The organism is Microbacterium sp. Z10_103, assembly GCF_058310455.1.
The window spans coordinates 1738316-1764609 of record NZ_JBZEGK010000001.1 but is presented as its reverse complement, the minus strand read 5'-3'; the positions used below and the strand labels follow the sequence as shown (position 1 = coordinate 1764609).

Here is a 26294-nt window from a genome sequence, read left to right as displayed (position 1 = left end):
GAGGGTGGGCTACCACAGCAGGGCGGCGGACACCGGGGGCGTGTCGGCCGGCACGGCGGAAAGGCTGTGGATGTCGCGGACGAAGGCGCCGAGGGCCCTCCGGTACACGTCATCGGGGTGGGTGCGGGCGATCTCGACCAGCGGAGGAACGTCCATCGCCAGGATGAGGCGCACCCGGGACTGCACGGCCGCGTGCAGCCCGGCGTCCTCGAGCACCTCGATTCCGCCGCGCATCGCCTCGAGGTACTCCTGGAGCACGGGAAGGGTGCCACGGCCCTGCGTGATCGAGGTGCCGTCGGCGCGCTCGCGCCACTCCACGACGACATCGGGCACCACGTCGAAGGCGCGCGCTCGGGCGTACATGCGCTGCGCGACCACCTGGTCTTCGTACAGGCGGCCCTCGGGGAAGCGCAGGCCCGCGCGGTGCCAGAACTCGGTGCGGCTCACCTTCGACCACGCGACGATGTTGCCGGAGGCATCCGGGTGCTCCGCGAGGGTCGTGGCCGTCCGCGCCGGATGCGTTGCCGCAGCCACCCAGGGCTGCACGGTGCCCGCCGAGTACGCGCCGACCCCGTCGGGCCGGAGGCGCACGTAGGCGCCGACCGCGAAGTCGCTGCCGGAGGCGTCCAGCGCATCGATCAGCCGCGCGAGCGCGCCGGGGCGGAGCCGGTCGTCGGCGTCGAGGAAACCCAGCAGGGGCGTGTCGACCAGGTCCAGCCCCGTGTTGCGCGCGCCGGCGAGCCCGCGGCGACTCTCGTGTCGCACGAGGCGGAACCGGGTGTCGTCGGCGGCGGCTGCGGCGAACAGCTCGCCCGTCGCATCCGTCGAGGCGTCATCGATGAGGAGGGCGGTCCAATCGGGCCGGGTCTGGGCGCGGAGCGAGTCGAGCGCGTCCTGCGCGTACTCCTCGACATCGTGCCCGGGCACGATGACGGTGACGGCGCTCACGCGCCCGATCGTACCGCCGCGACCGAGGCCGCCAGCGCATCGGCGACCGGGAGCAGCGACTCCGACAGCGACCGCGGGAACGTGAAGCGCACGGCGGTCCGCGCCGTGTCGACATCGACGCCGAGCGCGACGAGCACGTGGGATGCCTCGTCGCTGCCGGCGGCGCACGCCGATCCGCTGGAGGACACCACGCCGCGGCGTTCCAACTCGAGCAGGATCGCCTCGCCGCTGGTTCCGGGGAAGACATAACTCGCCGTGCCGGGGAGCCGTGAGAGCGGATCGCCGGTGAGGCGCGCCTCGGGAAGGAGGACCGCCACTCGCGCGACGAACTCATCCCGCAGCGCCGCCGCCCGGGTGGCGGCTTCGTCCCGCTCCGCTTCGGCGAGCTCCAGTGCCCGGGCGAACCCCACGGCTCCCGCGACGTCCTCAGTGCCCGAGCGTCGCCCGCGCTCCTGCCCGCCGCCGTGCAGCAGCGGCTCGAGCGGGATCCGTCCGCGCACCGCGAGCACGCCCGTACCCTTCGGCGCACCGATCTTGTGCCCGGCGATCGAGAGGGCGTCGGCGCCGAGGCCGCGAAGGGGCAGCCACCCCGCGGCCTGCACGGCGTCGACGTGCAGGGGCACCCGTGCGGATGCGGCGATCGCGGCGAGGCCCGCGGCATCCTGCACCGTTCCGACCTCGTTGTTGGCGTATCCGACGCTGAGAAGCGCGGTGTCGTCGCGGAGCATCCCGCGCAGTGCCGCCAGGTCGACGCGTCCTCCGTGGTCGACGGGGGCGAGGTCGACGGCGAATCCGTGGACGCGGCGGAGGTAGTCCGCGGAAGCCAGGATCGACTCGTGCTCGATCGCGGTGGTGATCACGCGCCTCGCTCCGCGATCCAGGTGCGCCGCGATCGCGATGCCCTTCACCGCGAGGTTGTTCGCCTCGGTGCCGCCCGAGGTGAAGACGATGTCGCCGCGCCGCATCCCCAGGGCGGCGGCGACGCGCGTGCGGGCGTCGGCGAGGGCGGATGCGGCGGCCTCCCCGACGGTGTGCACGCTGGAGGGGTTGCCGAACTCACGCGTGAGGTAGGGCATCATCGCCTCGAGCACCTCCGGACGCACCGGCGTCGTGGCGGCCGAGTCGAGGTACAGCATGCTCATCCCGCGTCGACGAAGACGTCCAGGCCGAGGTCGAGCGCTCGAGCGGAGTGGGTGAGCGCCCCCACGGAGATGACGTCGACGCCCGTCTCGGCGATCGCGCGGACGGTGGAGAGATCGACGCCGCCGGATGCCTCCACGATCGCCCGGCCGCCCACCTGCGCGACGCCGGTCCGGAGATCGGCGAGCGAGAAGTTATCGAGCATGATCGTGCCGATGCCGGCCGCGAGGACGGCTTCCACCTGGTCCAGCCGGTCGACCTCGACCTCCACGTGGGTGGTGTGCGGCAGCTGGGCGATCGCCCCCTGCAGTGCGGCGGTGACGGAAACGCCCTTCCGGGCGAGGACGGCGAGGTGGTTGTCCTTCACCATGACGGCGTCCGAGAGCGAGTATCGGTGGTTGTGACCGCCGCCCATCCGCACGGCGTGACGCTCGAAGGCCCGGAGGCCCGGGGTGGTCTTGCGGGTGTCCGCGATGCGCGCGCCGGTGTGAGCAACCTCGGCGACGTACTGGGCGGTGAGCGTGGTGATCCCTGCCATCCGCTGCACGAAATTCAGCCCGACGCGTTCGGCGGTGAGGACGCCGCGGGCAGGACCGGAGACGAGGCCGAGCGTCGAGCCGGCGTCGAAGTACTCGCCGTCCTGGACGAGGAGATCGACGCGGATGCGGGGGTCGGTCAGCGTGCACGCGGTCGTGAAGACGTCCCCGCCGCTGAAGACGCCCGGCTCGCGCGCGATGAGTTCGGCGCGTGCGACCGCCGTGTCCACGATGAGGTTCGCGCTCGTGACGTCGCCCCACGGCGCGTCCTCCTCGAGCGCGGCGGCGACGGTGCGTTCGATCATCGTGCGTGTCAGCATGCGGCACCTGCCCCTGCGAGTTCGTTCCGGACACCGGCGCGGTCATCCGCGCGGAAGTGGGCGCCGACCGATCCGCGGCGCGCGCGGGCTGCCGCGATCAGGTGCTCGGCCACGAGAAGGAGGTTGCGGTCTTCGAGCGCGTGCACGGTCCCCGCGTCGGACGGCAGAGCGGCACGCCATCCCGCCAGCACGGATGCCGCGTGCGCGAGCCCGACGCCGGTTCGGACGAGTCCGGCGTCGCCCCGCATGAGCCGCTGCAGGGCAGCCCGGGAGAGCGGCTCCTCCGGCGCGGCGAGATCAGGCGTTTTCGCGTACGCAGGACGTTCCGCGACAGAACCTCCTGTGTCCGCCGCATCTCCTGATGCAGGCACGGGCCAGCCCACGGATGCGGCGTCGGCGGCGAGCACGTCGCCCGCGCGCGCGCCGAACACCGCGCCTTCCAGCAGCGAGTTCGACGCGAGCCGGTTGGCGCCGTGCACGCCGGTGCGGGCGACCTCGCCGACCGCATACAGGCCCGGAACCGTCGTACGCCCGTGCAGGTCGGTCACGACGCCGCCCATGAGGTAGTGCGCGGCGGGGGTCACCGGAATGGGGGTCGTCGCCCAGTCCAGACCCCTCGCCCGCACCACGCGGCATCCCGTCTCGTGCGCGTGCAGCGCCGCGACGAGTCCGGCGATGCCGCTGCCGGCGACGATGACGTGCGGTGCCGTCGTCATGACGCGCCGTCCGACAGGCCCAGGGACGGCGAGGCGTCCGTCGCAGCGGCCGGAGGCTTGGCCGCCAGCATCCGCTCGAGGGCGACGGTCGCGGGCTCCGACACCGAGAACGGCACCGTGATGCGGTTGCGCACCTCGCCGCGGACGAGGGACTCCAGCACCCAAGCGAGGTAACCCGGATGGATGCGGTACATCGTCGAGCATGGGCACACGACCGGGTCGAGGCAGAAGATCTCGTGCTGAGGATGCTCCGCAGCCAGGCGCTGCACGAGGTTGACCTCGGTGCCGATCGCAAAGGTCGTGGGCTCGGTCGCCGCCGCGATGGCCTTGCGGATGTAGTCGGTCGAGCCGGCCTCGTCCGCCGCATCCACAACGTCCATCGGGCATTCGGGGTGCACGATCACGCGCACGCCGGGATGCTCGGCGCGGGCCTGGGTGATCTGGTCGACGCTGAAACGGCGGTGCACGGAGCAGAAGCCGTGCCACAGGATGACCCGGCTGTCCTCGAGCGCGGCCGCGTCGTTGCCGCCGAGGGGGCGGCGCGGATTCCACATCGGCATCTGCTCGAGCGGTACGCCCATGGCCTTCGCCGTGTTCCGTCCCAGGTGCTGGTCGGGGAAGAACAGCACGCGGCGGCCGCGCGCGAACGCCCACTCGAGAACCGTGCGGGCGTTGGACGACGTGCATACGATGCCGCCGTGGCGGCCGACGAATCCCTTGATCGCGGCCGAGGAGTTCATGTACGTCACCGGGACGATGGGCACGAGACCGTCGGGCCCGGGGGAGTCGAGGTCGCCGAGGATCTCCTCGAGCTGCTCCCAGCACTCCTCGACCTGGTCGATGTCGGCCATGTCGGCCATCGAGCAGCCGGCCGCGAGGTTCGGCAGGATGACGGCCTGGTCGGGCCGGGAGAGGAGGTCGGCGGTCTCGGCCATGAAGTGCACGCCGCAGAAGACGATGGCCTCCGCGTGCGGATGCGCCTGTGCGGCGTTCGCCAGCTGGAACGAGTCGCCCACGTAGTCGGCGTGCCGGATGACCTCTTCCCGCTGGTAGAAGTGGCCGAGGACCATCACGCGGTCGCCGAGGGTGGCCTTGGCGACGCGGATGCGGTGGTCCAGGTCGTCGGCGGACGCGTCGCGGTACTCCGCGGGAAGCTCGCCCTGACGCGGCGCTCCGGTCGGGATCACGTCGCCCATCGATGCGCCGGGGCCGTAGCCGGGCCGTACGTCGAAGGCCCAGGGGCCCGCGGCGAGGTCGGTGGTACACGTGGAGGCGGTCGAGGCGCCGGTGACGATCGCCTGGATCTCGTGATCGACCGACGGATCGAGCGGGCGGGGGGTCAGCCGCGTGGCGGGCATGTCGGGTCCGATCAGTTGCGGATCGTCAGAGTCCCGCGGTCGGCGAGCTCGACGTCCCGGTTGTAGCGGTACAGGCGGGCGGGGCGGTGGCTCCCGGTGCGGAAGCGCTCGGTCGGGATGAGGGTGCCGGAGCTTTCCACCTGGCGGCGGAAGTTGGCCGGGTCGAGGCGCCGCTCGAGGATGGACTCGTTGACCTCGCGCAGCTCTGCCAGGGTGAACTCGGCGGGGAGGAGCCCGTGGGCGATGCGGCTGTAGCCCACCTTGTTGCGCAGGCGCCACAGGGCGTACTCGACGATGTCGTTGTGATCGAACGCGAGCCGCGGGAGGCTCGCCGCTTCGAACCACTCGACGTTCTCGGGCGCGTCGCCGGCCTCGGCGTGCGCGCCCACCTGTGCATCGACCTCGTCGGCACGAAGGAGCGCCCAGTACACGATCGACACCACACGCGTCGGCGAGCGGTCCACCGCCCCGAACGCGTACAGCTGCTCGAGGTAGCTGGGGGTGAGGCCCGTGGTCTCGGCGAGCGTGCGCGAGGCCGCTGCATCCAGGCTCTCCGCCGGGTCCAGCCATCCACCGGGAAGCGCCCACGCGCCGTCGTACGGTTCACGGGTGCGGCGCACGAGCGGGAGGACGAGTGCGGCGACGTCGTCTTCGGTCCGGCGCCGGAGGCTGAAGATCACAGTGGACACGGCGACGCGGGCGTCGGCGACGCCGGGACGGGATGCGCTGGTTTGTGTCATAGTGACCTTTACTCGGGGCGATCTTAGTGTCATCGTGACTCGAAGCGCAATCGCGTCCGCCCGCCTCGCCCCCGTTGGCCCGTCGACTCGCCAACAAACGTCGGGAATCCGCCCGATAAACGACGGAACGTGGCGACTCGACGGGGGAGGTTCCCAGGATTCCCGCCTAGCGTGATGGCGTGCTGCTCGTGGACGTCTTGCTGATCGTGCTGCTGGCGATCGCGGTCCTCATCGGCGTCCGGCGTGGCTTCCTCGCCAGCGTCGGGATGTTCCTCGGGCTCGCCGCCGGTGCCGTCGCCGCCTACTGGGTCATGCCGCTCGTCGGTGGGTGGGTTCCCGTCGCGGCGTGGCGCACGCTCGCAGTCGCCGCGAGCGGAATCTTCCTCCTTCTCCTGGGCGCGGCGGTGGGTTCTGCGATCGGCCGCTCGTTGCGCCGCGGGGTGGACCGCATCCGTCTGCGGATCCCCGAGCGGATCCTCGGCGGCGTCGTCAGCGGTCTGGCCGCCGTGCTGGCGATCTCCTTCGTGGGCGGCGCACTGATCTCGACGGGCACCCCCGTGGTCTCCAGCGCCCTGGCCTCCTCGAGGCTCCTGCAGACGATCGACGCGATGACCCCCGCGCCCGTGCAGGCGGCGCTCGCCCAGCTGCGCGGGTCGATGTTCGAAGAGGGCCTGCCGACCCTCGGTCGCCTGCTCGAACCCGCGGTGACGCCCAGCGCGCCCGATATCGCGCTGGATGACCCGGACCTGGCGCGTGCGGCGCAGTCGGTCGCGAAGATCACCGGAGTCGCGTACGCGTGCGGCATCACCGCGAGCGGCACCGGATTCGCCGTGGCGCCGCACCTGCTCGTCACGAACGCCCATGTAGTGGCCGGCGTCGAACAGCCCGTGGTGGAACTTCCCGGCGAGCCCGCGCGCGACGGGCGCGTGGTCTACTTCGACCCCGTCGACGATCTGGCGGTGGTCGCCGTCGACGATCTCGGCGCCGAGCCGCTGAGCATTTCTCCGGCGCTGCCCGTCGGCGCGGCCGCCGTCGTGCAGGGATACCCCCACGGAGGACCGTTCACATCGGGCCCCGCGCACGTCGTGTCGATCGGAACCGTCGCGGTGCCCGACATCTCCGACTCGTCCACCGCACTGCGCGAGATCTACGCCCTCGCCGCAACCGTGCAGCCGGGAAACTCCGGCGGGCCGGTTCTCACGCCCGACGGGCAGGTGGCGGGGGTGGTCTTCGCCCGCTCCGACGCCGGAGAGGAGGTCGGCTACGCGATGACCCCGACCGAACTGAATCCGGTGATCGCGCAACTCGGCACTTTCGAGGAAGCAGTGCCCTCGGGCTCCTGCCGGCGATGACCGCGCGCTAAGCTGGCCGCGCAGGGCGCCCTCGGGCGGCCGCCGGCTCCGGCCGACAACCGAATATCGGCCTCGACCCCCGCGGGAGAGCCCCGGCGCACGCTGCCGGGCACCGAAGGAGCAAGCCTCCCCGCCAATCTCTCAGGTCCGCGTACCGCGCGGGTTCGGCCACTCTGGAAAGCGATCGGGATGCACCGCCCCGGTCCGCCGACGGTGAAAGCCCCCGCATCCGATCGGATGCGCCGGCGAAACTCTCAGGCCGATGACAGAGGGGGAGTTCACAGACACCGTCCGGTGTCTGCCCGATCCGCGAACGGGAGAACTCATGCCAGACCCCCGCAGGACCGTGCTCCACGACCGACATGACGCCCTCGGTGCCTCCTTCACCGACTTCGGTGGATGGCTCATGCCCGTGCGCTACAGCTCCGACCTCGCCGAGCACCACGCGGTCCGCTCGGCCGCCGGCCTGTTCGACATCTCGCACATGGCCGAGGTCGACGTGCGCGGCACCGACGCCGCAGCCTTCCTGGACTACGCGCTGGCGGGCAGGATGTCGGCGCTCGCCGACGACCAGGCGAAGTACTCGCTCGTCCTCACCCCCTCCGGCGGCATCGTCGACGACGTGATCGTCTACCGTCACGGCGCCGAGCACTTCCTCGTCATCGCCAACGCCGGCAACCGGGATGCGGTGGCCCAGGCCTTCATCGAACGCGCCGCGGGGTTCGATGTCGCCGTCACCGACGAGACCGATCAGACCGCGCTGATCGCCGTGCAGGGTCCGCGGGCCGCGGAGATCCTCGCCGCCGTTCCGGGACTCACCGACCTCTCGCTCCCTCTCGCGGAGCAGAAGTACTACCGCATGGCGCACGCCGTCTTCACCGCGCCCGGGGCGGACCCCGTGACCGTGCACCTCGCCCGCACCGGTTACACCGGGGAAGACGGGTTCGAAGTCGTCGCCCCCGTCGAGGCGGCCGGCGCGCTGTGGGACGCGCTGCTCACCACCGGTGAGCCCTTCGGCCTGGTGCCTGCCGGTCTTGCCGCCCGCGACACGCTGCGCCTGGAGGCCGGGATGCCGCTGTACGGGCACGAGCTGACCCGCGACATCCTGCCGGCACAGGCCGGGCTCGGTCGGGTCGTCGCCGCCGACAAGGACGACTTCGTCGGCAAGGCAGGCCTGGAGGCCGCAGCATCCGCCGACGCCCGCGTGCTCGTCGGACTCGTCTCGGAGGGCCGCCGGGCCGGGCGGGCGGGATACGCCGTGTACGACGGTGACCGGCTCGTGGGCGAGATCACCAGCGGTGCGCTCAGCCCGACGCTGGGGCATCCCATCGCTCTCGCCTTCGTCGAGCCGGGCGTCAGCGCGACCGGCACCGACCTTCTTCTCGACGTGCGGGGGACCCGCATCCCCGCGACCGTGACCGCCCTGCCCTTTTACCGGAGGAAGAAATGACCGACCTGGACTCGCTCAAATACACCGCCGAACACGAGTGGATCGCCCTCGAGGGCGACGTGGCCACGGTCGGAATCACGGCCTTCGCCGCCGACCAGCTCGGCGATGTCGTGTTCGTCGACCTCCCCGCGCCCGAGGCGAGCGTGGCCGCCGGTGAAGTGTGCGGCGAGATCGAGTCCACCAAGTCGGTGGGCGAGTTGTACGCGCCGCTGGCGGGGGAGGTCGTCGCGGTCAACGACGCCGTGGTGGCCGACCCGTCGCTGGTCAATTCCGACCCGTACGGCGAGGGGTGGCTCGTGAGAATCCGAGTCGGATCGGTCGAGGAATCCGGGTTCCTCGATCGCGACGCGTACACGAAGCTGACGGGCGGCGACGACGCATGACCGCATCCGCCGCCCGCATTCCCGTCTTCGCCGATCGGCACATCGGGATCGATGCCGCAGCGCAGCGCCGCATGCTGGATGTCCTCGGCTACGACAGCGTCGACGACCTCGTGCGGACCGCCGTACCCGCCTCCATCCACACGGCCGACCGGCCCACCAGCGACATCCCGCCCGCCGCCACCGAGGCCGAAGCCCTCGCTGAGCTGCGCGTCCTGGCCTCACAGAACCGCACGGCGCGGCCCATGATCGGGCTGGGCTACTACGACACGTTCACGCCGTCGGTCATCGCGCGGAACGTGCTGGAGAACCCGTCCTGGTACACCGCCTACACGCCGTACCAGCCGGAGATCTCGCAGGGGCGCCTCGAAGCGCTCATCAACTTCCAGACGATGGTCAGCGACCTCACCGGGCTCGCGACGGCGAACGCGTCGATGCTGGACGAGTCCACCGCGGTGGTCGAGGGGATGCTGCTGGCCCGCCGCGCGGCGAAATCACGCTCGAACGTCTTCCTCGTCGATGCCGACGCGCTGCCGCAGACCAAGGCGCTCCTCCGGCACCGGGCCGAGGCGGTCGGGATCGAGCTGCGCGAGAGCGATCTGTCGGTTCACCCGGTGGACGAGGACGCGTTCGGCGCGCTCATCCAATACCCCGGCGCCTCCGGGCGGGTCTGGGATCCGGCGGCGGTCGTGGAGGCCGTCCACGGGCAGGGGGGACTGGTCGTCGTCGCCGCGGACCTCCTCGCCCTCACCCTGCTGCGTTCGCCGGGCACGTTCGGCGCCGACGTCGCGGTGGGGACGACCCAGCGCTTCGGCGTGCCCCTCGGGTTCGGCGGGCCGCACGCGGGATACATGGCCGTACGGGCCGGGCTCGAGCGGCAGCTGCCCGGACGACTGGTGGGGGTGTCGCAGGATGCGGCGGGGCATCCCGCCTATCGCCTGTCGCTGCAGACGCGGGAGCAGCACATCCGCCGCGAGAAGGCCACGTCGAACATCTGCACCGCGCAGGTGCTACTGGCCGTGATGGCGGCCATGTACGCCGTCTACCACGGGCCCGACGGGCTGAAGGCGATCGCGACCGGCGTCGCGCGCAAGGCCGAAGCGCTCGCCGAGACGCTCCGGGGCTACGACCTGACTCTCGCCGCGGACGCGTTCTTCGACACCATCCGCGTCTCGGTGCCCGGACGTGCGGAAGACGTCGTGCGCCGTGCGCGCGACCGCGGATACCAGCTGCTGTGGGTGGATGACGCGACGGTGGGCGTGTCGGTCGACGAGACCACCACGGCCGAGGATCTCGCGGCGGTCGCGGCGGCTTTCGGGTTGCCCGAAACGGACGACCGGAGCCTGGCATACGGCGAGGCCGAGCCCGTGCGCGCCGTGCCGTCGTCGCTTCGTCGCGCGGACGAATACCTGACGCATCCGGTGTTCTCCGCACACCGGAGCGAGACGGCGATGATGCGATACCTCAAGCTCCTCGCCGACCGCGATTACGCCTTGGACCGCGGGATGATCCCGCTCGGCTCGTGCACGATGAAGCTCAATGCCGCCACCGAGATGGCCGCCGTGTCGTGGCCCGAGTTCGCCCGCGTTCACCCGTTCGCCCCCGAAGACGACGTCCTCGGCTACCTCGCCATGATCGAGCAGCTCGAGCGGTGGCTGGCCGAGGTGACCGGTTACGACGCGGTGTCGCTGCAGCCCAACGCCGGCTCGCAGGGCGAACTCGCCGGGCTCCTCGCCATCCGCGGATACCACCGGGCGAACGGCGATCTCGACCGGGTGGTGTGCCTCATCCCGTCCTCCGCGCACGGCACCAACGCCGCATCCGCGGTGCTCGCCGGCATGCGCGTGGTCGTGGTGGCGTGCGACGAGGCGGGGAACGTCGACCTGGACGACCTGCGCGCGAAGATCGCCGCGCATGAGGAGCAGCTCGCGGCGCTCATGATCACGTACCCGTCGACCCACGGCGTGTACGAGCATGACGTCCTGGAGATCACGCAGGCCGTGCACGACGCCGGCGGGCAGGTGTATGTCGACGGAGCCAACCTCAACGCGCTGCTCGGATACGCGCGATTCGGTGAGCTCGGCGGCGACGTGTCGCACCTGAACCTGCACAAGACGTTCGCGATCCCGCACGGCGGGGGCGGCCCGGGTGTCGGGCCGGTCGCGGCGAAGGCGCACCTCGTGCCCCATCTTCCGTCGCATCCGTTCTCGCAGCGCGCCGATCATGCGGGCGGCGTCTTCGACGGCGGTCCGATCTCCGCCGCGCCGCACGGATCGGCCGGCATCCTGCCGATCTCCTGGGCCTATGTGCGGATGATGGGCACCGAGGGGCTTCGGGATGCCACCGCATCCGCTGTTCTCAGCGCGAACTACATCGCCGCGCGCCTGCGCGACCACTTCCCCGTGCTGTACGCGGGGGAGGGAGGCCTCGTCGCGCACGAGTGCATCCTCGATCTTCGTCCGTTGCGGGAGGAGACCGGGATCACCGTCGACGACGTGGCCAAGCGGCTGATCGACTACGGATTCCACTCGCCGACGATGTCGTTCCCGGTCGCCGGGACGCTCATGGTGGAGCCGACCGAGTCGGAAGACATCGGCGAGCTCGACCGATTCGTGGAGGCGATGATCGCCATCCACGCCGAGGCGCACGCCGTGGCGGAGGGGGCGTGGCCTGCCGAGGACAATCCGCTGACGAATGCTCCGCACACGGCCGAGTCGGTCGTGGCGGGCGAGTGGACGCACCCGTACTCGCGGGAGGTCGCGGTGTACCCCGTGCGCTCCCTCGTGCGGACGAAGTACTGGCCCCCGGTGCGGCGGATCGACCAGGCCTACGGCGATCGCAACCTCGTGTGCGCCTGCCCGCCGGTCGAGGCCTTCGCCTAGCCCCGCCTGTCCCCCCGGGCCCCGGCGGACCGCGAGACTGCATCTCCGCCACGAGACCGCGTGCGATGGATGCGGTCTCGTGGCGGTGGTGCGGTCTCACCGGGGGACGGCGAAGAGGGCTGCCCGCAGCGAGAAGAGCTCGTCCGTGCGCATCGGCGCGATGGGTTGTAGCCCGCCGACGATGAGGATGCGGCGCAGGGTCATCGGCTCTTGCAGCTCCGGCCAGCCCCACCGGGCCAGACTCGCGAGGTGACGTCGCAGCTCGTCCTCCCGCCGCTTCTCCTTCCACACGACCTCCGCGGGGTCGCCGTAGCGTCCGCCGTACTTCGCGCGCCCGTCCGTTTCGCCGCCGAGCCGCACGTGCCTCCACAGCATGTCGAGCGCGTACTCCCCGTGGGCCGTCGTGACCACGGCTTGCAGGTCGGGCGGCGGGAAGCCGAGCCACTCGATGACCGCACGGCTCACCGATTCCAGCGGGCTCTCCGCCCGCGCGTCGGCGCGGTGCAGCGCCCATCGGGCGCGGTGGCGGCCACGGCTGCTGGAGCGCGCCTCGTTGCGGGCGACGAGCTGCTCGACGCTGGCGGTCGGTTCGGCGCGCAGCACCGCGTCGGCCACGGCGAGGGCGAGGCCCGCATGCCGAGCGCGAGCCACATCCACGGCCACCTCGGTCGGTGCGGTCACGAGGATGCCGCCGATATCCACGATCTCCCGCGAGTCGGAGGTGGAGTGCGTGCGGATGCCCGCCGATTCGCGGGACGTGGCGGTCGAGCTGAGGAGATGGACGAACGGCGGCTCGCCGAAGACCGGCAGACCGAGCAGGGCGGCGGCCGACTCGAGGCAGAAGATCCCATCCGGGTGCGTCAGCGCCGCCGCGTGGACGCGCGCAAGATAGCGGTCCCACGGCGGCAGGGACCGCCACGGGTCGGCCGGCGCGTACACGCCCGGGCGGACGAGCACGAGCCGGCCGGCTGCGGCCTCGCGGTCGAGCCGCATACCTGGCCGGTCGCCGGCCCGCAGGAGCGGCACGGGGGCGGGAACGAGCCGCTGGGAGAGCGGAAGAACGGGGATCATGGCCCCAGCATCCGCCGCCGCGCCCGCCCCCCGCGGGGGGAATCGCATCCTGTGGATCGGTCTCGCGTCCGCCGCCCTGGGGAGGAGAGGTGGGCGCCAGCCGCGAAACTGCACCTCCGCCACGAGACCGCGTACGACGGCGGCTGTCTCGTGGCGGAGATGCAGTCTCGCGGCCCTGGGGCGGGTTAGGCGGGGGCGAAGACGGTGGGCCAGAGGGAGGCGGCGAGGGGATAACCGACGAAGGCGACGATGTCGATCAGGGTGTGCGCGATCACGAGCGGCATCACGCGGCCCCACCGGCGGTAGCACCAGCCGAACACCACGCCCATGAGGAAGTTCCCGAGGATCGCGCCGTAGCCCTGGTACGCGTGATAGGCGCCGCGCAGCGCGGCGGTGGCCAGGATGATGCCCCACCACGACCAGCCCAGGCGCCGCAGCCGATCGAAGAGGTACCCGAGGAGGATGACCTCCTCCGTCAGCCCGGCCCGCACCGCGGCGAGGACGAGCAGGGGAACCACCCACCACGCCGTATCCAGCGGGGATGCGACGACCGCGACGTTCAACCCGAGCATGCGCGCAACGGCATAAAGCCCGAGCCCCGGGATGCCGATGACCACGCCCACGAGCGCTGCGCGGCCGAGATCTCCGCCGAAGCGCCGGAAATCCAGTCCGATACGGCGGAGTGCGTTACCTCCCGGCTCCCAGAGCAGGTAAACGACCAGCGCGACGATGGCGAGCGAGAAGGCGATGTCGAGGAACCGGTAGAGCGCGTCCCACGCGGCCTCGGCGTCGCGCGCCGGGTTGAGCTGGGTCTGCTGCTGCCCCAGAGGGGTGGTTCGCAGCGAGGCGCGGACAAGGGAGAGCACCGCATACAGCGCGGACTGGCCGACGCTGACGGCGAGCACCAGCCCGACCTCCCAGCGCAGGCGAACGCGGGCATCGCGGTCCGCGGGATCGAGGGCTGCGGGGAAGCCCGACCCGACCACTGCGCTCGACACTCGCACCTTGTCAGATTGCCACACGCCGTTCCCCGCGAGTTAAGGGTATGTAACGTTTTCCACAGAGGTTTTGACCAACCCTCCACCCATCCCTACAGTTTCCCTATCCGCGCCCCCCGGATAGCTCTGTCTCCTGGGCGGGCGCATCACCCCTTGCACAGGAGGAATCAGTGAAAGCAACGCGCCTCTCGGCTGCGGTCGCTCTGACCGCGGTAGGAGCTCTGGCGATCTCGGGCTGTTCGGCTGCTGGTAGCAGCAACGACGACTCGGGCCTCGTCGAGGGCTCCTCGATCACCGCCGCGTGGAACCAGGCGTTCTACTCGATGAACGGCAACACGTCGTTCGGTAACGCCACGGCCAACAACAACATCAACTACCTGGTGTTGGACGGCTTCAACTACTACAACAACACCCCGGAGCTCGTGGAGAACACGTCCTTCGGCAGCTACGAGCTCGTCAGCGAAGACCCGCTGACCGTCACGTACACGATCAATGAGGACGTGAACTGGTCCGACGGCACGCCGGTCGACGCGGCTGACCTTCTGCTCAACTGGGCCGCCCTGTCCCGGGGGCTCGACACGCCCGAGTTCGACCCGGCGGAGTTCACCGACCCGGAGACGGGCGAGTTCACCGACGCGTTCCCGACCGACGTCGTGTACTTCGACTCCGGTGCGCAGCCGGGCTCGCGCTTCGGTCTGGTCAGCCAGACGCCGGAGGTCAGCGAAGACGGCCGCTCGATCACGATGACCTACGACGCCCCGTACGTCGACTGGGAGCTCGCCTTCACCGCGCCGCTTCCCGCGCACATCGTGGCGGAGAAGGCCCTCGGCATCGACGACGCCGAGGAAGCCAAGCAGGCCGTCCTCGACGCGATCGAGAACGAGGATGCCGAGGCCCTGGCTTCGATCTCCGCATTCTGGAACGCCGGCTTCAACTTCACCGAGATGCCGGAGGACACCGACCTGGTGACCGCCAGCGGCCCGTACATGATCAGCGACTTCGAAGCCGATCAGTTCGTGACGCTCACGGCCAACCCGGAGTACAACGGCGACAACGCGCCGAACGTCGAGGAGATCACCATCCGGTTCATCCCGGACCCGCTCGCCGCTGTCCAGGCGCTGGAGAACGGGGAGGTCGACGTGATCTCGCCGCAGGCGACCGCCGACCTGACGACCGCGCTCGAGGGCATCGACGGCATCACGGTGCAGACCGGCCTCGAAGGCACGTACGAGCACGTCGATCTGCAGTTCGACCAGGGCAAGAACCCGGAGAACATCTTCTCGAACCCGCAGGTGCGTGAGGCGTTCATGAAGACGATCCCGCGTCAGGAGATCCTCGACACCCTGATCAAGCCGATCATCGGTGACGACGCCACCCTCCGTGGCTCGCAGATCTTCGTCCCGGGCGCCGAGGGCTACGACGAGGCCGTCGCCGACAACGGGTCCGAAGCCTACGCCGAGGTCGACATCGAAGGCGCCACGCAGCTGCTGGCCTCCTCCGGTGTGACCGACACGTCGGTCTGCATCCTGTACGCGAGCAACAACCCGCGCCGCGTGAACGAGTTCGCGCTCATCCAGCAGTCGGCCAACTCCGCCGGCTTCAACGTGACGGACTGCGGTTCGACCGAGTGGGGTGGCCTCCTGGGCACGCCGGGCGCCTATGACGCCTCGCTGTTCGGCTGGCAGTCCACGAGCCTGGGCGTGACCGACTGGGTCGCCAACTTCGAGACCGGCGGCATCAACAACCTGAACTTCTACTCGAACCCCCGCATGGACGAGATCGGCGCGGAGATTTCGAGCGAGTTCGACGCGGACGCGCAGCAGGAGCTCATGATCGAGGCCGACCGGCTGCTGTGGGAGGACTTCTACGGAGTCACCATCTTCCAGTTCCCGAGCGTGACGGCGATCAGCGACCGCGTCGAGGGCATCGACCCCTCGATCCTGGCGCCGACCATCTTCTGGAACGCCTGGGACTGGAGCGTCGCAGACAGCGAGTGATCGCGAACACTGACAGCATCGGCTGAGCACCAACCAGGCCGAAACGTCAGCGGGGTGGGGGTCCGCAGGGGTCCCCACCCCGACCGCGTACACTTTCCCCGTCGAATACGCTGCCGCGGGAACAACCTGCGGCAGCGTATGACGCTGATCCGGACCGATAGGCAGGCAGCCACACCATGGCTTCATTCATCGTTCGGCGGCTGATCGCATCGATCTTCGTCCTGTTCGCCGCCACCTTCTTGATGTACATCCTCACGGCCTACTCGGGTGACCCCCTGCAGGACCTGAGGGAGAGCAACGCACCCAACAAAGAGCAGCTGATCGAGTCCCGCATCAAGCTGCTCAACCTCGACGTTCCCCCGCCCCTGCGGTACTTCCTGTGGCTCGGGGGACTGTTCCGCGGCGACCTGGGCGTCAGCGTCCAGAACCAACAGGTCAATGCCCTGCTGTCCAACGCGATCACGTCAACGCTGACGTTGGTCACGATCGCCACCGTCGTGGCCATCGTCCTGGGCATCATCGTCGGCATCATCTCGGCGCTCCGCCAGTACACCGGCTTCGACTACACGGTCACCCTGACCTCCTTCCTCTTCTTCTCCCTCCCGGTCTTCTGGGTGGCGGTGCTGCTCAAGCAGTACGGCGCCATCCAGATCAACAACTGGCTCGCAGAGCCCACGATCGCCGTACCGGCGATCATCCTCATCGCGCTCGTCGCGGGCCTGCTGTGGATGTCGGTCATCGGCGGCCGATGGAAGCGGCGCGTGATCGTCTTCGCTGTCTCGGCGGTCGCCACCGGGGGAGTCCTCGCCTACCTTTCCGCGACGCAGTGGTTCGCCCAGCCGAGCATCGGGATCGTGGTGTTCGCGATCCTCGCTCTCGGCATCGCCGTCGGTGTCACCGCCGTCACCACGGGTCTGCGTAACCGGCGCGCCCTGTACGCCTCACTCGCGACGGCCGCGATCGGCCTCGCGATGTACTTCCCGATGGTGAACTTCCTCCTCAACGGCATGACGCTGTGGCTGTTCCTGGGGTACGCGCTCCTGACCGTGGTCGTGTGCGGCGTCATCGGCTGGGCGCTCGGAGGAGCGGACCGTCCTCCGGTCATCCGCGCCGCGATCCTGTCGGGTGTGCTGATCGCGGGTCTCGTCGCGCTGGACAAGTTCATGTCCTACTGGGCCGCGTACTCGGCCTCGTCGCGCGTGCGCGGGCGCCCGATCGCCACGGTCGGTTCGCAGACGCCGAGCCTCGGCGGCAACTTCTGGGTGCAGGGCATCGACCTCTATACCCATCTCCTGCTGCCGACGATCGCCATCATCCTCATCTCCTTCGCCAGCTACACGCGGTACTCCCGCGCGAGCCTGCTGGAGGTGATGAACCAGGACTACATCCGCACCGCACGGTCGAAGGGCCTCACGCAGCGCACGGTGATCGTGCGGCACGCGTTCCGCAACGCGCTCATCCCGATCACGACGATCATCGCGTTCGACGTGGGTGCCATCGTGGGCGGCGCGGTCGTGACCGAGACCGTCTTCGGATGGACCGGCATGGGCCGGCTCTTCGTCGACGGGCTGGCGCACTCGGACCTGAATCCGGTGATGGCGTTCTTCGTCGTGACCGGTGCCCTTGCGGTGTTCTTCAACCTGGTCGCCGACCTTCTCTACGCGGCGCTCGACCCCCGGATCAAGGTGTCCTGATGACCACCACAACACCCCCCATCGACGACCGCGACGCGCAGGCCAAGGCCGAGATCTCCATCGAGCAGAAGGAGACCGAAGGCCTCAGCCAAGGGCAGATCGTCCGTCGGCGCTTCTTCCGTCACCGTGCCGCGGTGGCCGCGATCATCGTGCTGGCCTTCATCGTCCTGCTGTCGTTCACGTCGGTGGGCGTGAACCTGTGGGGCATTCGCATCCATGGATGGTGGCCCTACAGCTGGGATCAGATCCCCGGCCAGGAGAACGGCGGGCGGCCGACGCTCAGCATCATCCCCGAGTTCCTCGGGGGTCCCGGGATCCAGGTCGGCAACCACCCCTTCGGCCAGGATGAGGTCGGCCGCGACATCTTCGCGGTCGTCATGCGCGGCGCACAGCAGTCACTCATGGTGATGGTGCTCGCCGGTGTCGTTGCGACCGTCATCGGCGTCGTCATCGGAGCTCTCGCGGGCTACTACCGCCGCGGCGTGGACTCGGCCCTGATGCGCTTCACCGACGTCATCATCACCATCCCGCTGATCGTGATCGGCGCCGTGCTGGGCCACGCGTTCGGGAACCTCGGCGCCGCGGTTCTCGGCATCGTGATCGGCCTGTTCGCGTGGACGTCCATGGCGCGACTCGTGCGGGGCGAGTTCCTGTCGCTGCGCGAGCGGGAATTCGTGGATGCTGCGCGCGTGTCCGGCGCGCGCGACCGGCGCATCATCTTCCGGCACATCCTCCCCAACGCGGTGGGCGTCATCGTCGTGAACGCGACGCTGCTCATGGCCGGCGCGATCCTGCTCGAGTCGGCACTGAGCTACCTGGGCTTCGGCGTCGTGAACCCCGACACCTCGCTCGGGAAGATCGTCTCGGAGAACCAGGCGGCCTTCTCCACGCGGCCGTGGCTGTTCTGGTGGCCGGGCATCTTCATCATCGCGATCGCCCTGTGCGTCAACTTCATCGGCGACGGCCTGCGGGACGCGTTCGACCCGCGCCAGAAGAAGATGCCGAGCGAACGGGCGATGGCCCGCGCCGCTCGCGCGGCCGGTCCTGCCCCGGTGGCTCCGGCCGAAGATCACGTCGCGACCGTCACCGTCGGCGGTGAGGCGGTGTTCACCGGCGACGTGACGAACTACCACGACCCCCGGCCGGAAGAGCCGGGCGACGGGCGACGCGAACCCTTCGATCCGGAGCGGTGACGTGCCCCTGCTACAGAAGCAGACCCGCGGCGGTGGCGGCGGCGGATACCGCCAGGGCGGCGATCGTGCCCGTGTGCCACGTGACGCGCGCGGCATCGGGCTCGCGACCGGCCGCGAACATGCCGGCATCGCGGAGGTCTTCCCAATGCCGACGGATGACGTGCGCGAGGCCCCCGGAGGTCGTGGTCAGGGCGTCGCTCGGGCGGAGACTTCCTCGCAGCCCCCGCGCCGACTCGGTGACCCCGTCGAAGTCCGACCGCGCCAAGCCGAGTGCGCGGTGGCGACCGGGCGCGGGGCTCACCCACACCGGCACCTTTCCTTCGGCCGTGTGCAACGTCAGGGAGAACCGCGTCTCGACGCGCTCGATCGCCGGCCACGGCACGAAGAACGTGCGCAGCACGTTCACGACGGTGATCCCGTGCTCTTCGACCGAGAGCGAGGGGCGCCAGAACAGCGCCCACGCGGCCACGGCGATCAGCACCAGCGCCCAGCCATAGCGGAGCGCCGCCAGCGGGTCCTGCCACGCGATCGCCACGATCCCGCCCGCACATACGGCAATGGTGAGCGCGGCCAGCACGCGGGCGGGGACGGACCGGTAGGTCACCTGTTGGAACGACATGACTTCAAGCTTCTCAGGGATGGGAACACCTCACATGACTGACACCACCAACATCGACCCGACGATCGCTGCCGTGCACGCCGCGCTTCCCGAGACGATCCTCGAGGTCGACCGCCTGGGAGTGGACTTCTGGGTCGAGGGGCAGTTCTACCCCGCGGCAGTGGACATGAGCTACGTCGTCCGCCGCGGCGAGGTGCTCGCCATCGTCGGCGAGTCCGGGTCGGGCAAGAGCACCAGCTCGATGGCGCTGCTCGGCCTGCTCCCCGACAACGCACGTGTCACGGGATCCATCAAACTGCTCGGCCGGGAACTGCGCGGGGTCGAGGACGCGGTGATGCGGAGCCTTCGCGGCAACGAGATCGCCGCGATCTTCCAGGAGCCCATGACCGCGCTGAACCCCGTCTACACGGTGGGGTTCCAGATCAGCGAGGCGCTGCGCTCCCACGATCGGATGCTGCCGCCGTCGGACGCGAAGGAAAAGGCGATCGAGCTGCTCCGTCTGGTGGAGATGCCGAACCCCGAGCAGAGCTACAACAAGTACCCGCACCAGCTCTCCGGTGGTCAGCGTCAGCGTGCCATGATCGCGCAGTCCATCTCGTGCGACCCGCTGCTGCTGATCGCAGACGAGCCCACCACGGCTCTCGACGTCACGGTGCAGGCCGAGATCCTGGATCTGCTGCGGAACCTCCACAAGCGGCTGGACTCGGCGATCATCCTGATCACCCACGACATGGGGGTCGTGGCCGACCTCGCCGACCGCATCATGGTGATGAAGAACGGCATCGTGGTCGAGTCCGGCACGGTCGACGAGATCTTCCACGCCCCGCAGCATCCCTACACGCAGTCGCTGCTGGCCGCCGTCCCGCACCTCGGGCAGGGCGTCGCGGACGTCGATGACCTCGTCGCCGCGGTCGAGGGACACGGAACGGTGGCCGTCGACCGCTCGCCGCAGATCGCTGCCGGGCGCACCCCGGTGCTGAGCTTCCGCGACGTGGCCATCGAGTACCCCAAGCGCGGGCGCATCCCCGCCTTCCGCGCGGCGGAGGACATCACCCTCGACATCTACCCCGGCGAGATCATGGGTCTGGTCGGCGAATCGGGCTCGGGCAAGACCACGCTCGGCCGCGCCGCGATCGGACTGCTGCCCATCGCGGAGGGAACGCTCACCACGGTGGGCACCGACATCTCCCACGCCACCCAGAAGGACCTGTTCGCCATCCGGCGGCGCACCGGCATCGTCTTCCAGGACCCGGCGTCGTCGCTGAACCCCCGCATGCCCATCGGGCAGTCCATCGGGGAGCCGATCCTGCTGGCAGGAGAGGCCAAGGGCAAAGCTCTCGACAAGCGCGTGGAGGAGCTGCTCACGCAGGTCGAGCTGCCGGCGTCGTATCGCAACCGCTTCCCGCACGAGCTCTCCGGCGGTCAGCGCCAGCGTGTCGGTATCGCCCGGGCGCTCGCGCTCGCGCCGGAACTGCTCGTCGCCGACGAGCCGACCTCCGCGCTGGATGTCTCCGTCCAGGCGCGGTTCCTCGACCTGCTGCAGGAACTGCAGGAGCAGCTGCAGTTCGCGTGCCTCTTCGTCAGCCACGACCTCGCGGTCGTGGACATCCTCGCCCACCGCATCTCGGTCATGCACCGGGGTCGCATCGTCGAGCAGGGAACCCGCGAGCAGATCCTGCGGAGTCCCCGCGAGGCGTACACGCGCCGGCTCATCGCGGCGGTTCCGGTGCCCGATCCGGAGGAGCAGGCTGCTCGGCGGGCGGCGCGAAAGCTCGTGCTGAGCGACGGCGAAGCATCCTGAAATCCGGGTGCAGCCGCCGCACAGCCCTGCGCCGGTAGAATGAGGTCGCCCGATTCCGGGCGCACCCCGAAACTTTCAAGGACACCTTCATGGCGCATGCCCTCCGTTCCGATCTGCGCAACGTCGCGATCGTCGCGCACGTCGACCACGGCAAGACGACGCTCGTGGACGCCATGTTGCGCCAGACCGGCTCTTTCGGCTCTCACGAGCACATGGAGGAGCGCGCCATGGACTCCAACGACCTGGAGCGCGAAAAGGGCATCACAATCCTCGCCAAGAACACGGCGATCACCTACTCCGGCAAGCACAGCGAAACCCCGGTGACGATCAACGTCATCGACACCCCCGGTCACGCCGACTTCGGTGGCGAGGTCGAGCGCGGGCTGTCGATGGTCGACGGCGTCGTGCTGCTGGTGGATGCCTCGGAGGGTCCCCTCCCGCAAACCCGCTTCGTGCTGCGCAAGGCCCTGGAGGCCAAGCTTCCCGTCATCCTGCTGGTCAACAAGACCGACCGCCCCGACGCGCGCATCGCCGAGGTCGAGGCGGAAAGCCATGACCTGCTCCTCGGACTCGCCTCCGACCTGGTCGACGACGTGCCCGACCTCGATGTCGACGCTCTTCTCGACGTGCCCGTCGTATACGCGTCCGGCCGTGCCGGCGCGGCGTCGCGCAACCGTCCCGAAAACGGCAGCCTTCCCGACAACGACGACCTGGAGCCGTTGTTCGAGGCGATCCTCGAGCACGTTCCCGCACCCGCCTACGATGACGAGGCGCCGCTGCAGGCGTGGGTCACCAACCTCGACTCCAGCCCGTTCCTCGGCCGCCTCGCGCTCCTGCGCGTGTTCAACGGCACGTTGAAGAAGGGTCAGACCGTCGCGTGGGTCCGCGCGGACGGGACCGTCAGCAGCGCCCGCATCACCGAGCTGCTCAAGACCCGTGCCCTCGAGCGCTACCCCGCCGAGAGCGCCGGCCCGGGTGACATCGTCGCCATCGCCGGGTTCCCCGACATCACGATCGGTGAGACGATCGCCGACCCGGAAGATGTGCGCCCCCTGCCGCAGATCCACGTCGACGAGCCGGCCATCTCCATGACGGTGGGCACCAACACCTCGCCCCTGGCCGGCAAGGTCAAGGGGCACAAGCTCACGGCGCGTCTGGTCAAGGATCGCCTCGACCGCGAGCTGATCGGCAACGTCTCGCTCAAGGTCGTGGACATCGGTCGCCCGGATGCGTGGGAGGTGCAGGGCCGTGGTGAGCTCGCCCTCGCCATCCTCGTGGAGAACATGCGTCGCGAAGGGTTCGAACTGACCGTGGGCAAGCCCCAGGTGGTCACCAAGAAGATCGACGGCAAGACGTACGAGCCGTTCGAGCACCTGACCATCGACGCCCCCGAGGAGTACCTCGGCGCCATCACGCAGCTGCTCGCGACCCGCAAGGGGCGCATGGAGTCGATGACGAACCACGGCACGGGCTGGGTCCGGATGGAATTCGTCGTCCCCTCACGCGGCCTCATCGGCTTCCGCACGGAGTTCCTCACCACGACCCGCGGCACCGGTATCGCCAACGCCATCTCCCACGGCTACGAGCCCTGGGCGGGTCAGATCGTCACGCGTCAGAACGGGTCGATCGTCGCCGACCGCTCGGGGGTCGTCACTCCCTTCGCGATCATCGCGCTGCAGGAGCGCATGTCGTTCTTCGTGCAGCCGACCGAAGAGGTCTACGAGGGCATGGTCATCGGGGAGAACTCGCGCAACGACGACATGGACGTGAACATCACGAAGGAGAAGAAGCTGACGAACATGCGTCAGTCCACCTCCGACACGTTCGAGTCGATGACCCCGCCGCGCCAGCTGTCGCTGGAGGAGAGCCTGGAGTTCGCCCGCGAGGACGAGTGCGTCGAGGTCACTCCGGAGAAGGTGCGCATCCGCAAGGTCGTTCTCGACGCGACCGAGCGCGGCCGCAACGCGTCGCGCCTGAAGCGGCAGGACGCCAACGTCTGACCCCCCGCGTCGCCGGGGCGTGGGTAGGCTCGGGCGAGTGACTGCTCCGCCTCCGCTCGAACCGGCCGAGGAGCGGCGCCGGGCGATCCGGCAGGGAGTCGCGGTCTCCCTGGCCACCAGCGCGTACGGAGTGTCGTTCGGCGCCCTGGCCGTCGCATCCGGCCTCGACGTCTGGCAGACGTGCGTGCTGAGTCTGTTCATGTTCACCGGAGGATCGCAGTTCGCCTTCGTCGGCGTCGTCGGGGCAGGAGGGCTTGCCGCGGCACCGGCCGCGATCGCCTCCTCGGCGCTCCTGGGCGTCCGCAACGCGGCTTACGCCATGCGGATGTCACCGGTGATCGGCCGCGGGTTCTGGCGCCGGGCCGGCGCGACCCAGTTCACGATCGACGAATCGACCGCGGTCTCCCTCGCACAGACCGATGCTCGCGCGCGGACGCTCGGCTTCTGGGTGACCGGCGTCGGAATCTACATCGGGTGGAATCTGTCCACCCTGATCGGCGCTCTCCTGGGCGACGTGCTGGGCGATCCACGCCAATACGGGCTCGATGCCGCGGCGGCCGCGGCATTCCTGGCGCTCCTGTGGCCGCGTCTGCGCGGACGCCAGGCGATCGCGGTCGGGGTCGCCGCCGCGGTCATCGCCGCCGTCCTGACTCCGGCGCTCCTGCCGGGGCTTCCCGTGATCGTCGCGGCGGTGGTGGCGATCGTGGTCGGGTGGTTCAACTGGCTCGGTCGCTCCGAACAGCCCCCACCCGAGCCCCTCGACGCTCCCGAGCGGGGAGGGCTGCCGTGACGATGTGGACCGCGGTACTCCTGGCATCGGTGATCTGCGTCGCCCTCAAGGCCGTCGGCTACCTTCTGCCGGCCCGCTGGGTGGAGGCGCCGCGCCCCGCCCGCATCGCCGACCTCCTCACGGTGGCGCTCCTGGCCGCCCTCGTCGCCGTGCAGACCCTCGGAGCCGGGCAGGCCGTCGTGGTGGATGCCCGCATCCCCGCGGTGCTCGTCGCCGCGGGACTCCTCGCCCTCCGCGCCCCCTTCCTCCTCGTCGTCCTGGCCGCCGCCGTCACCGCCGCGCTCCTCCGCCTGTGGGGCTTGGCGGTCTGAGCGGGCCGCCTAGACTGTCGCGGTGACCTCTCCGGCCGGACTCCTCGCGGCGCGCGCCCTCACGTGGGTCGTGTCGCTGCTGATCGGGGCGGTGTACGGCACCGCCGCGACCGTGGGTCACGCGTTCACCCTCGGGGTGTTCCCGCTCGGGCTGGTGCTCGCGATCATCGGGACCGGTGCGCTGCTCGTCGGGTTCCGTGCCCTCACCGCCGACCGGTGGACGGCGCTGGCGGGCGGCCTCGGTGTCGTGCTCGTCACGTTCCTGTTCAGCAACGTCGGTCCGGGGGGCTCCGCGATCGTGGCGCCGACGTCGGATGCGACGGAGTGGATCCCGGTGGCGTGGACGATCGCGGTCCCCGTCCTCGTCGCTCTCGTCGTGGCATGGCCCGATCTCTCGGGCCTGCCGCGAACGGCCGTCTCCTCCGGTGAGCCCACGTAGACTCTTCTCGTGACGTATGTGATCGCCCTTCCGTGCGTGGATGTCAAGGACCGCGCGTGCATCGATGAGTGCCCCGTCGACTGCATCTACGAAGGCGAGCGCTCCCTGTACATCCACCCGGACGAATGCGTCGACTGCGGTGCGTGCGAACCGGTGTGCCCCGTCGAGGCGATCTATTACGAGGACGACCTGCCCGACGAGTGGCGCGACTACTACAAGGCGAACGTCGAGTTCTTCGACGACATCGGCTCGCCCGGGGGAGCCGCGAAGGTGGGGGTCATCCACAAGGATCACCCGGTCATCTCCGTTCTTCCGCCGCAGGGCGAGTGACCCGCGCCTGATGGGCGTCGCCGACCTCGCCGACTACCCGTGGGATGCCGTCGCCCCCTATGCGGAGAAGGCTCGGCGTCACCCCGGGGGAATCGTCGACCTCTCGGTCGGCTCGCCGGTCGATCCGACGCCCCCCGTGGTCGCGTCCGCCCTGTCCGCCGCGACGGACGCGCACGGCTACCCGCTCACCAGCGGCACGGCTGAGCTCCGTCAGGCGATCGCCGCGTGGTACGCCCGGCGCAGGGGGGTTCCCGGCCTCACTCCTGCCTCCGTGCTGCCCACGGTCGGATCCAAGGAGCTCGTGGCGCTGCTGCCTCTCCTGTTGAATCTCGGCCCCGGGGATGCGGTCGTCCACCCCCGCGCGGCCTACCCGACCTACGAGGTGGGGGCACGGCTCGTGGGAGCGACGCCGGTCGCCGCGGACGATCCGGCCGAGTGGCCCGAGAACACGCGGCTGGTCTGGATCAATTCCCCCGGGAACCCGGACGGGCGCGTGCTCGACGTTGCGGCGCTCCGCCGCGCCGCCGAGCGGGCACGGGAGATCGGGGCGGTCCTCGCCTCGGACGAGTGCTACGCGGAGCTCGGCTGGGAGGGGGAGTGGGCGGATACGCCGGTTCCCAGCATCCTCGACCCGCGGGTCACCGGCGGCGACGTGACCGGGCTCGTGTCGGTGTACTCGCTGAGCAAACAGTCGAACCTCGCGGGGTACCGCGCCGCCTTCCTCGCGGGCGACCCGGCGCTGATCGCGCCGCTTCTCACCGCGCGGCGCCACCTCGGGCTCATGCCCCCTGCCCCGGTGCAGGCCGCCATGACCGCCGCCCTCGGCGACGATGCCCACGTCGCGGAGCAGAAGGCCCGCTACCGCGCGCGCCGCGCGGTCCTCAAACCCGCGGCGGAGCGCGCCGGATTCCGCATCGACGCGAGCGAGGCGGGTCTCTACCTGTGGGCCACCGAGGGTCGCGACGCGTGGGAGAGCCTCGGACGGCTCGCCGACCTCGGCATCCTCGCCGGCCCGGGCCATTTCTACGGGCCGCACTTCCCCCGCCACGTGCGTCTGTCGCTCACGGCGACCGACGAGCGCATCGCCGCGGCGGCGGAAAGACTGCGCTCGGCCTGACGCGTGGGCGCCTCCCTCCATTCGGAGGGGGACCCCTTCGGCCGTGTCCGTACGGGCCTCGCAGGCCCGTTAGGCTGGACGAGCACGGGGGATGCGGTCACCATCCACGTTG

At 70.2% G+C, this 26294-nt stretch carries 23 protein-coding genes and 2 riboswitches; of the genes, 14 read left to right on the top strand and 9 right to left on the bottom strand.

What is annotated here, in order from left to right:
• Window positions 1-9: 9 nt before the first annotated feature.
• The 6 genes from AC4FS2_RS08510 to AC4FS2_RS08485 are packed head-to-tail and all read right to left on the bottom strand — an operon-like array spanning window position 10 to window position 5758.
• Window positions 10-948 (bottom strand): glycosyltransferase family 2 protein, encoded by a 939-nt coding sequence (locus tag AC4FS2_RS08510; RefSeq protein WP_491177029.1) that lies wholly within the window; start codon window positions 946-948, stop codon window positions 10-12.
• Complete coding sequence (locus tag AC4FS2_RS08505; protein WP_491177027.1) at window positions 945-2084, bottom strand: cysteine desulfurase family protein; 1140 nt, start codon at window positions 2082-2084, stop codon at window positions 945-947. The genes AC4FS2_RS08510 and AC4FS2_RS08505 overlap by 4 nt, the downstream gene beginning before the upstream one ends.
• Before the next feature lie 2 nt (window positions 2085-2086).
• Window positions 2087-2944 carry a carboxylating nicotinate-nucleotide diphosphorylase gene (nadC, locus tag AC4FS2_RS08500; protein ID WP_491177025.1) on the bottom strand — a complete coding sequence of 286 codons (858 nt, stop codon included), beginning with the start codon at window positions 2942-2944 and terminating at the stop codon, window positions 2087-2089.
• A complete protein-coding gene (locus AC4FS2_RS08495) occupies window positions 2938-3660 on the bottom strand; it encodes an FAD-binding protein (RefSeq protein WP_491177023.1) in 723 nt (240 codons plus the stop codon). The genes nadC and AC4FS2_RS08495 overlap by 7 nt, the downstream gene beginning before the upstream one ends.
• Window positions 3657-5018, bottom strand: a complete 1362-nt coding sequence (gene nadA, locus AC4FS2_RS08490; RefSeq protein WP_491177021.1) for a quinolinate synthase NadA — start codon at window positions 5016-5018, stop codon at window positions 3657-3659. Before nadA ends, AC4FS2_RS08495 begins: the two co-directional genes overlap by 4 nt.
• An 11-nt stretch (window positions 5019-5029) precedes the next feature.
• Window positions 5030-5758 carry an NUDIX hydrolase gene (locus AC4FS2_RS08485; RefSeq protein ID WP_491152132.1) on the bottom strand — a complete coding sequence of 243 codons (729 nt, stop codon included), beginning with the start codon at window positions 5756-5758 and terminating at the stop codon, window positions 5030-5032.
• Window positions 5759-5937: 179 nt separating this feature from the next.
• Here AC4FS2_RS08485 and AC4FS2_RS08480 point away from each other — a divergent pair, with 179 nt between their 5' ends.
• From AC4FS2_RS08480 to gcvP, 4 genes are all read left to right on the top strand, one after another.
• Window positions 5938-7110, top strand: a complete 1173-nt coding sequence (locus AC4FS2_RS08480) for a MarP family serine protease (RefSeq protein WP_491152134.1) — start codon at window positions 5938-5940, stop codon at window positions 7108-7110.
• Between the two features lie 72 nt (window positions 7111-7182).
• A riboswitch (glycine riboswitch) is annotated at window positions 7183-7277 on the top strand.
• Window positions 7278-7389, top strand: a riboswitch (glycine riboswitch).
• A gap of 46 nt (window positions 7390-7435) precedes the next feature.
• A complete protein-coding gene (gene gcvT, locus AC4FS2_RS08475) occupies window positions 7436-8560 on the top strand; it encodes a glycine cleavage system aminomethyltransferase GcvT (RefSeq protein WP_491152136.1) in 1125 nt (374 codons plus the stop codon).
• Window positions 8557-8943: a glycine cleavage system protein GcvH gene (gcvH, locus tag AC4FS2_RS08470; RefSeq protein ID WP_491152138.1), complete on the top strand. Its 387-nt coding sequence runs from the start codon at window positions 8557-8559 to the stop codon at window positions 8941-8943. Before gcvT ends, gcvH begins: the two co-directional genes overlap by 4 nt.
• Entirely contained in the window at window positions 8940-11822 is a 2883-nt protein-coding gene (gene gcvP, locus AC4FS2_RS08465; protein ID WP_491152139.1) for an aminomethyl-transferring glycine dehydrogenase, read from the top strand. The genes gcvH and gcvP overlap by 4 nt, the downstream gene beginning before the upstream one ends.
• Before the next feature lie 96 nt (window positions 11823-11918).
• Here the strand turns inward: gcvP and AC4FS2_RS08460 are convergent, their stop codons facing one another.
• On the bottom strand, window positions 11919-12893 hold the full coding sequence (locus tag AC4FS2_RS08460; protein ID WP_491152141.1) for a hypothetical protein: 975 nt from the start codon (window positions 12891-12893) through the stop codon (window positions 11919-11921).
• Window positions 12894-13078: 185 nt separating this feature from the next.
• A complete protein-coding gene (locus AC4FS2_RS08455; RefSeq protein ID WP_491152142.1) occupies window positions 13079-13891 on the bottom strand; it encodes a CPBP family intramembrane glutamic endopeptidase in 813 nt (270 codons plus the stop codon).
• 170 nt (window positions 13892-14061) lie between these two features.
• On the opposite strand from AC4FS2_RS08455, the gene AC4FS2_RS08450 reads away from it, so the two are divergent.
• From AC4FS2_RS08450 to AC4FS2_RS08440, 3 genes are all read left to right on the top strand, one after another.
• Window positions 14062-15888 (top strand): ABC transporter family substrate-binding protein, encoded by a 1827-nt coding sequence (locus AC4FS2_RS08450; RefSeq protein WP_491152144.1) that lies wholly within the window; start codon window positions 14062-14064, stop codon window positions 15886-15888.
• 176 nt (window positions 15889-16064) lie between these two features.
• Window positions 16065-17582, top strand: coding sequence for an ABC transporter permease (locus AC4FS2_RS08445; RefSeq protein WP_491152145.1), 1518 nt, complete (start codon window positions 16065-16067; stop codon window positions 17580-17582).
• Complete coding sequence (locus AC4FS2_RS08440; protein ID WP_491152147.1) at window positions 17582-18775, top strand: ABC transporter permease; 1194 nt, start codon at window positions 17582-17584, stop codon at window positions 18773-18775. The genes AC4FS2_RS08445 and AC4FS2_RS08440 overlap by 1 nt, the downstream gene beginning before the upstream one ends.
• A 10-nt stretch (window positions 18776-18785) precedes the next feature.
• On the opposite strand, the gene AC4FS2_RS08435 is transcribed toward AC4FS2_RS08440, so the two are convergent.
• On the bottom strand, window positions 18786-19394 hold the full coding sequence (locus AC4FS2_RS08435) for a PH domain-containing protein (protein WP_491152148.1): 609 nt from the start codon (window positions 19392-19394) through the stop codon (window positions 18786-18788).
• Between the two features lie 34 nt (window positions 19395-19428).
• On the opposite strand from AC4FS2_RS08435, the gene AC4FS2_RS08430 reads away from it, so the two are divergent.
• The 7 genes from AC4FS2_RS08430 (at window position 19429) to dapC (ending at window position 26182) form a co-directional block, all read left to right on the top strand.
• Window positions 19429-21195: a dipeptide ABC transporter ATP-binding protein gene (locus AC4FS2_RS08430; protein WP_491152150.1), complete on the top strand. Its 1767-nt coding sequence runs from the start codon at window positions 19429-19431 to the stop codon at window positions 21193-21195.
• 89 nt (window positions 21196-21284) lie between these two features.
• On the top strand, window positions 21285-23195 hold the full coding sequence (typA, locus tag AC4FS2_RS08425; RefSeq protein WP_491152152.1) for a translational GTPase TypA: 1911 nt from the start codon (window positions 21285-21287) through the stop codon (window positions 23193-23195).
• A 37-nt stretch (window positions 23196-23232) separates the two neighbouring features.
• Entirely contained in the window at window positions 23233-23985 is a 753-nt protein-coding gene (locus AC4FS2_RS08420) for an AzlC family ABC transporter permease (RefSeq protein ID WP_491177019.1), read from the top strand.
• Entirely contained in the window at window positions 23982-24296 is a 315-nt protein-coding gene (locus tag AC4FS2_RS08415) for an AzlD domain-containing protein (protein ID WP_491152154.1), read from the top strand. The genes AC4FS2_RS08420 and AC4FS2_RS08415 overlap by 4 nt, the downstream gene beginning before the upstream one ends.
• Before the next feature lie 22 nt (window positions 24297-24318).
• Window positions 24319-24735 (top strand): histidinol dehydrogenase, encoded by a 417-nt coding sequence (locus tag AC4FS2_RS08410; RefSeq protein WP_491152156.1) that lies wholly within the window; start codon window positions 24319-24321, stop codon window positions 24733-24735.
• Between the two features lie 9 nt (window positions 24736-24744).
• Window positions 24745-25065, top strand: coding sequence for a ferredoxin (gene fdxA / locus AC4FS2_RS08405; RefSeq protein ID WP_297787423.1), 321 nt, complete (start codon window positions 24745-24747; stop codon window positions 25063-25065).
• Window positions 25066-25075: 10 nt separating this feature from the next.
• Window positions 25076-26182, top strand: a complete 1107-nt coding sequence (dapC, locus tag AC4FS2_RS08400) for a succinyldiaminopimelate transaminase (protein WP_491152158.1) — start codon at window positions 25076-25078, stop codon at window positions 26180-26182.
• Window positions 26183-26294 lie beyond the last annotated feature (112 nt).

Coding starts and splice junctions, on each gene's coding strand:
- dapC (WP_491152158.1), top strand. CDS start 25,076: ATGGGCGTCGCCGACCTCGCCGACTACCCGTGGGATGCCGTCGCCCCC.
- AC4FS2_RS08460 (WP_491152141.1), bottom strand. CDS start 12,893: ATGATCCCCGTTCTTCCGCTCTCCCAGCGGCTCGTTCCCGCCCCCGTG.
- AC4FS2_RS08440 (WP_491152147.1), top strand. CDS start 17,582: ATGACCACCACAACACCCCCCATCGACGACCGCGACGCGCAGGCCAAG.
- AC4FS2_RS08505 (WP_491177027.1), bottom strand. CDS start 2,084: ATGCTGTACCTCGACTCGGCCGCCACGACGCCGGTGCGTCCGGAGGTG.
- AC4FS2_RS08485 (WP_491152132.1), bottom strand. CDS start 5,758: ATGACACAAACCAGCGCATCCCGTCCCGGCGTCGCCGACGCCCGCGTC.
- AC4FS2_RS08495 (WP_491177023.1), bottom strand. CDS start 3,660: ATGACGACGGCACCGCACGTCATCGTCGCCGGCAGCGGCATCGCCGGA.
- gcvT (WP_491152136.1), top strand. CDS start 7,436: ATGCCAGACCCCCGCAGGACCGTGCTCCACGACCGACATGACGCCCTC.
- gcvP (WP_491152139.1), top strand. CDS start 8,940: ATGACCGCATCCGCCGCCCGCATTCCCGTCTTCGCCGATCGGCACATC.
- nadC (WP_491177025.1), bottom strand. CDS start 2,944: ATGCTGACACGCACGATGATCGAACGCACCGTCGCCGCCGCGCTCGAG.
- gcvH (WP_491152138.1), top strand. CDS start 8,557: ATGACCGACCTGGACTCGCTCAAATACACCGCCGAACACGAGTGGATC.
- AC4FS2_RS08445 (WP_491152145.1), top strand. CDS start 16,065: ATGGCTTCATTCATCGTTCGGCGGCTGATCGCATCGATCTTCGTCCTG.
- nadA (WP_491177021.1), bottom strand. CDS start 5,018: ATGCCCGCCACGCGGCTGACCCCCCGCCCGCTCGATCCGTCGGTCGAT.
- AC4FS2_RS08430 (WP_491152150.1), top strand. CDS start 19,429: ATGACTGACACCACCAACATCGACCCGACGATCGCTGCCGTGCACGCC.
- typA (WP_491152152.1), top strand. CDS start 21,285: ATGGCGCATGCCCTCCGTTCCGATCTGCGCAACGTCGCGATCGTCGCG.
- AC4FS2_RS08435 (WP_491152148.1), bottom strand. CDS start 19,394: ATGTCGTTCCAACAGGTGACCTACCGGTCCGTCCCCGCCCGCGTGCTG.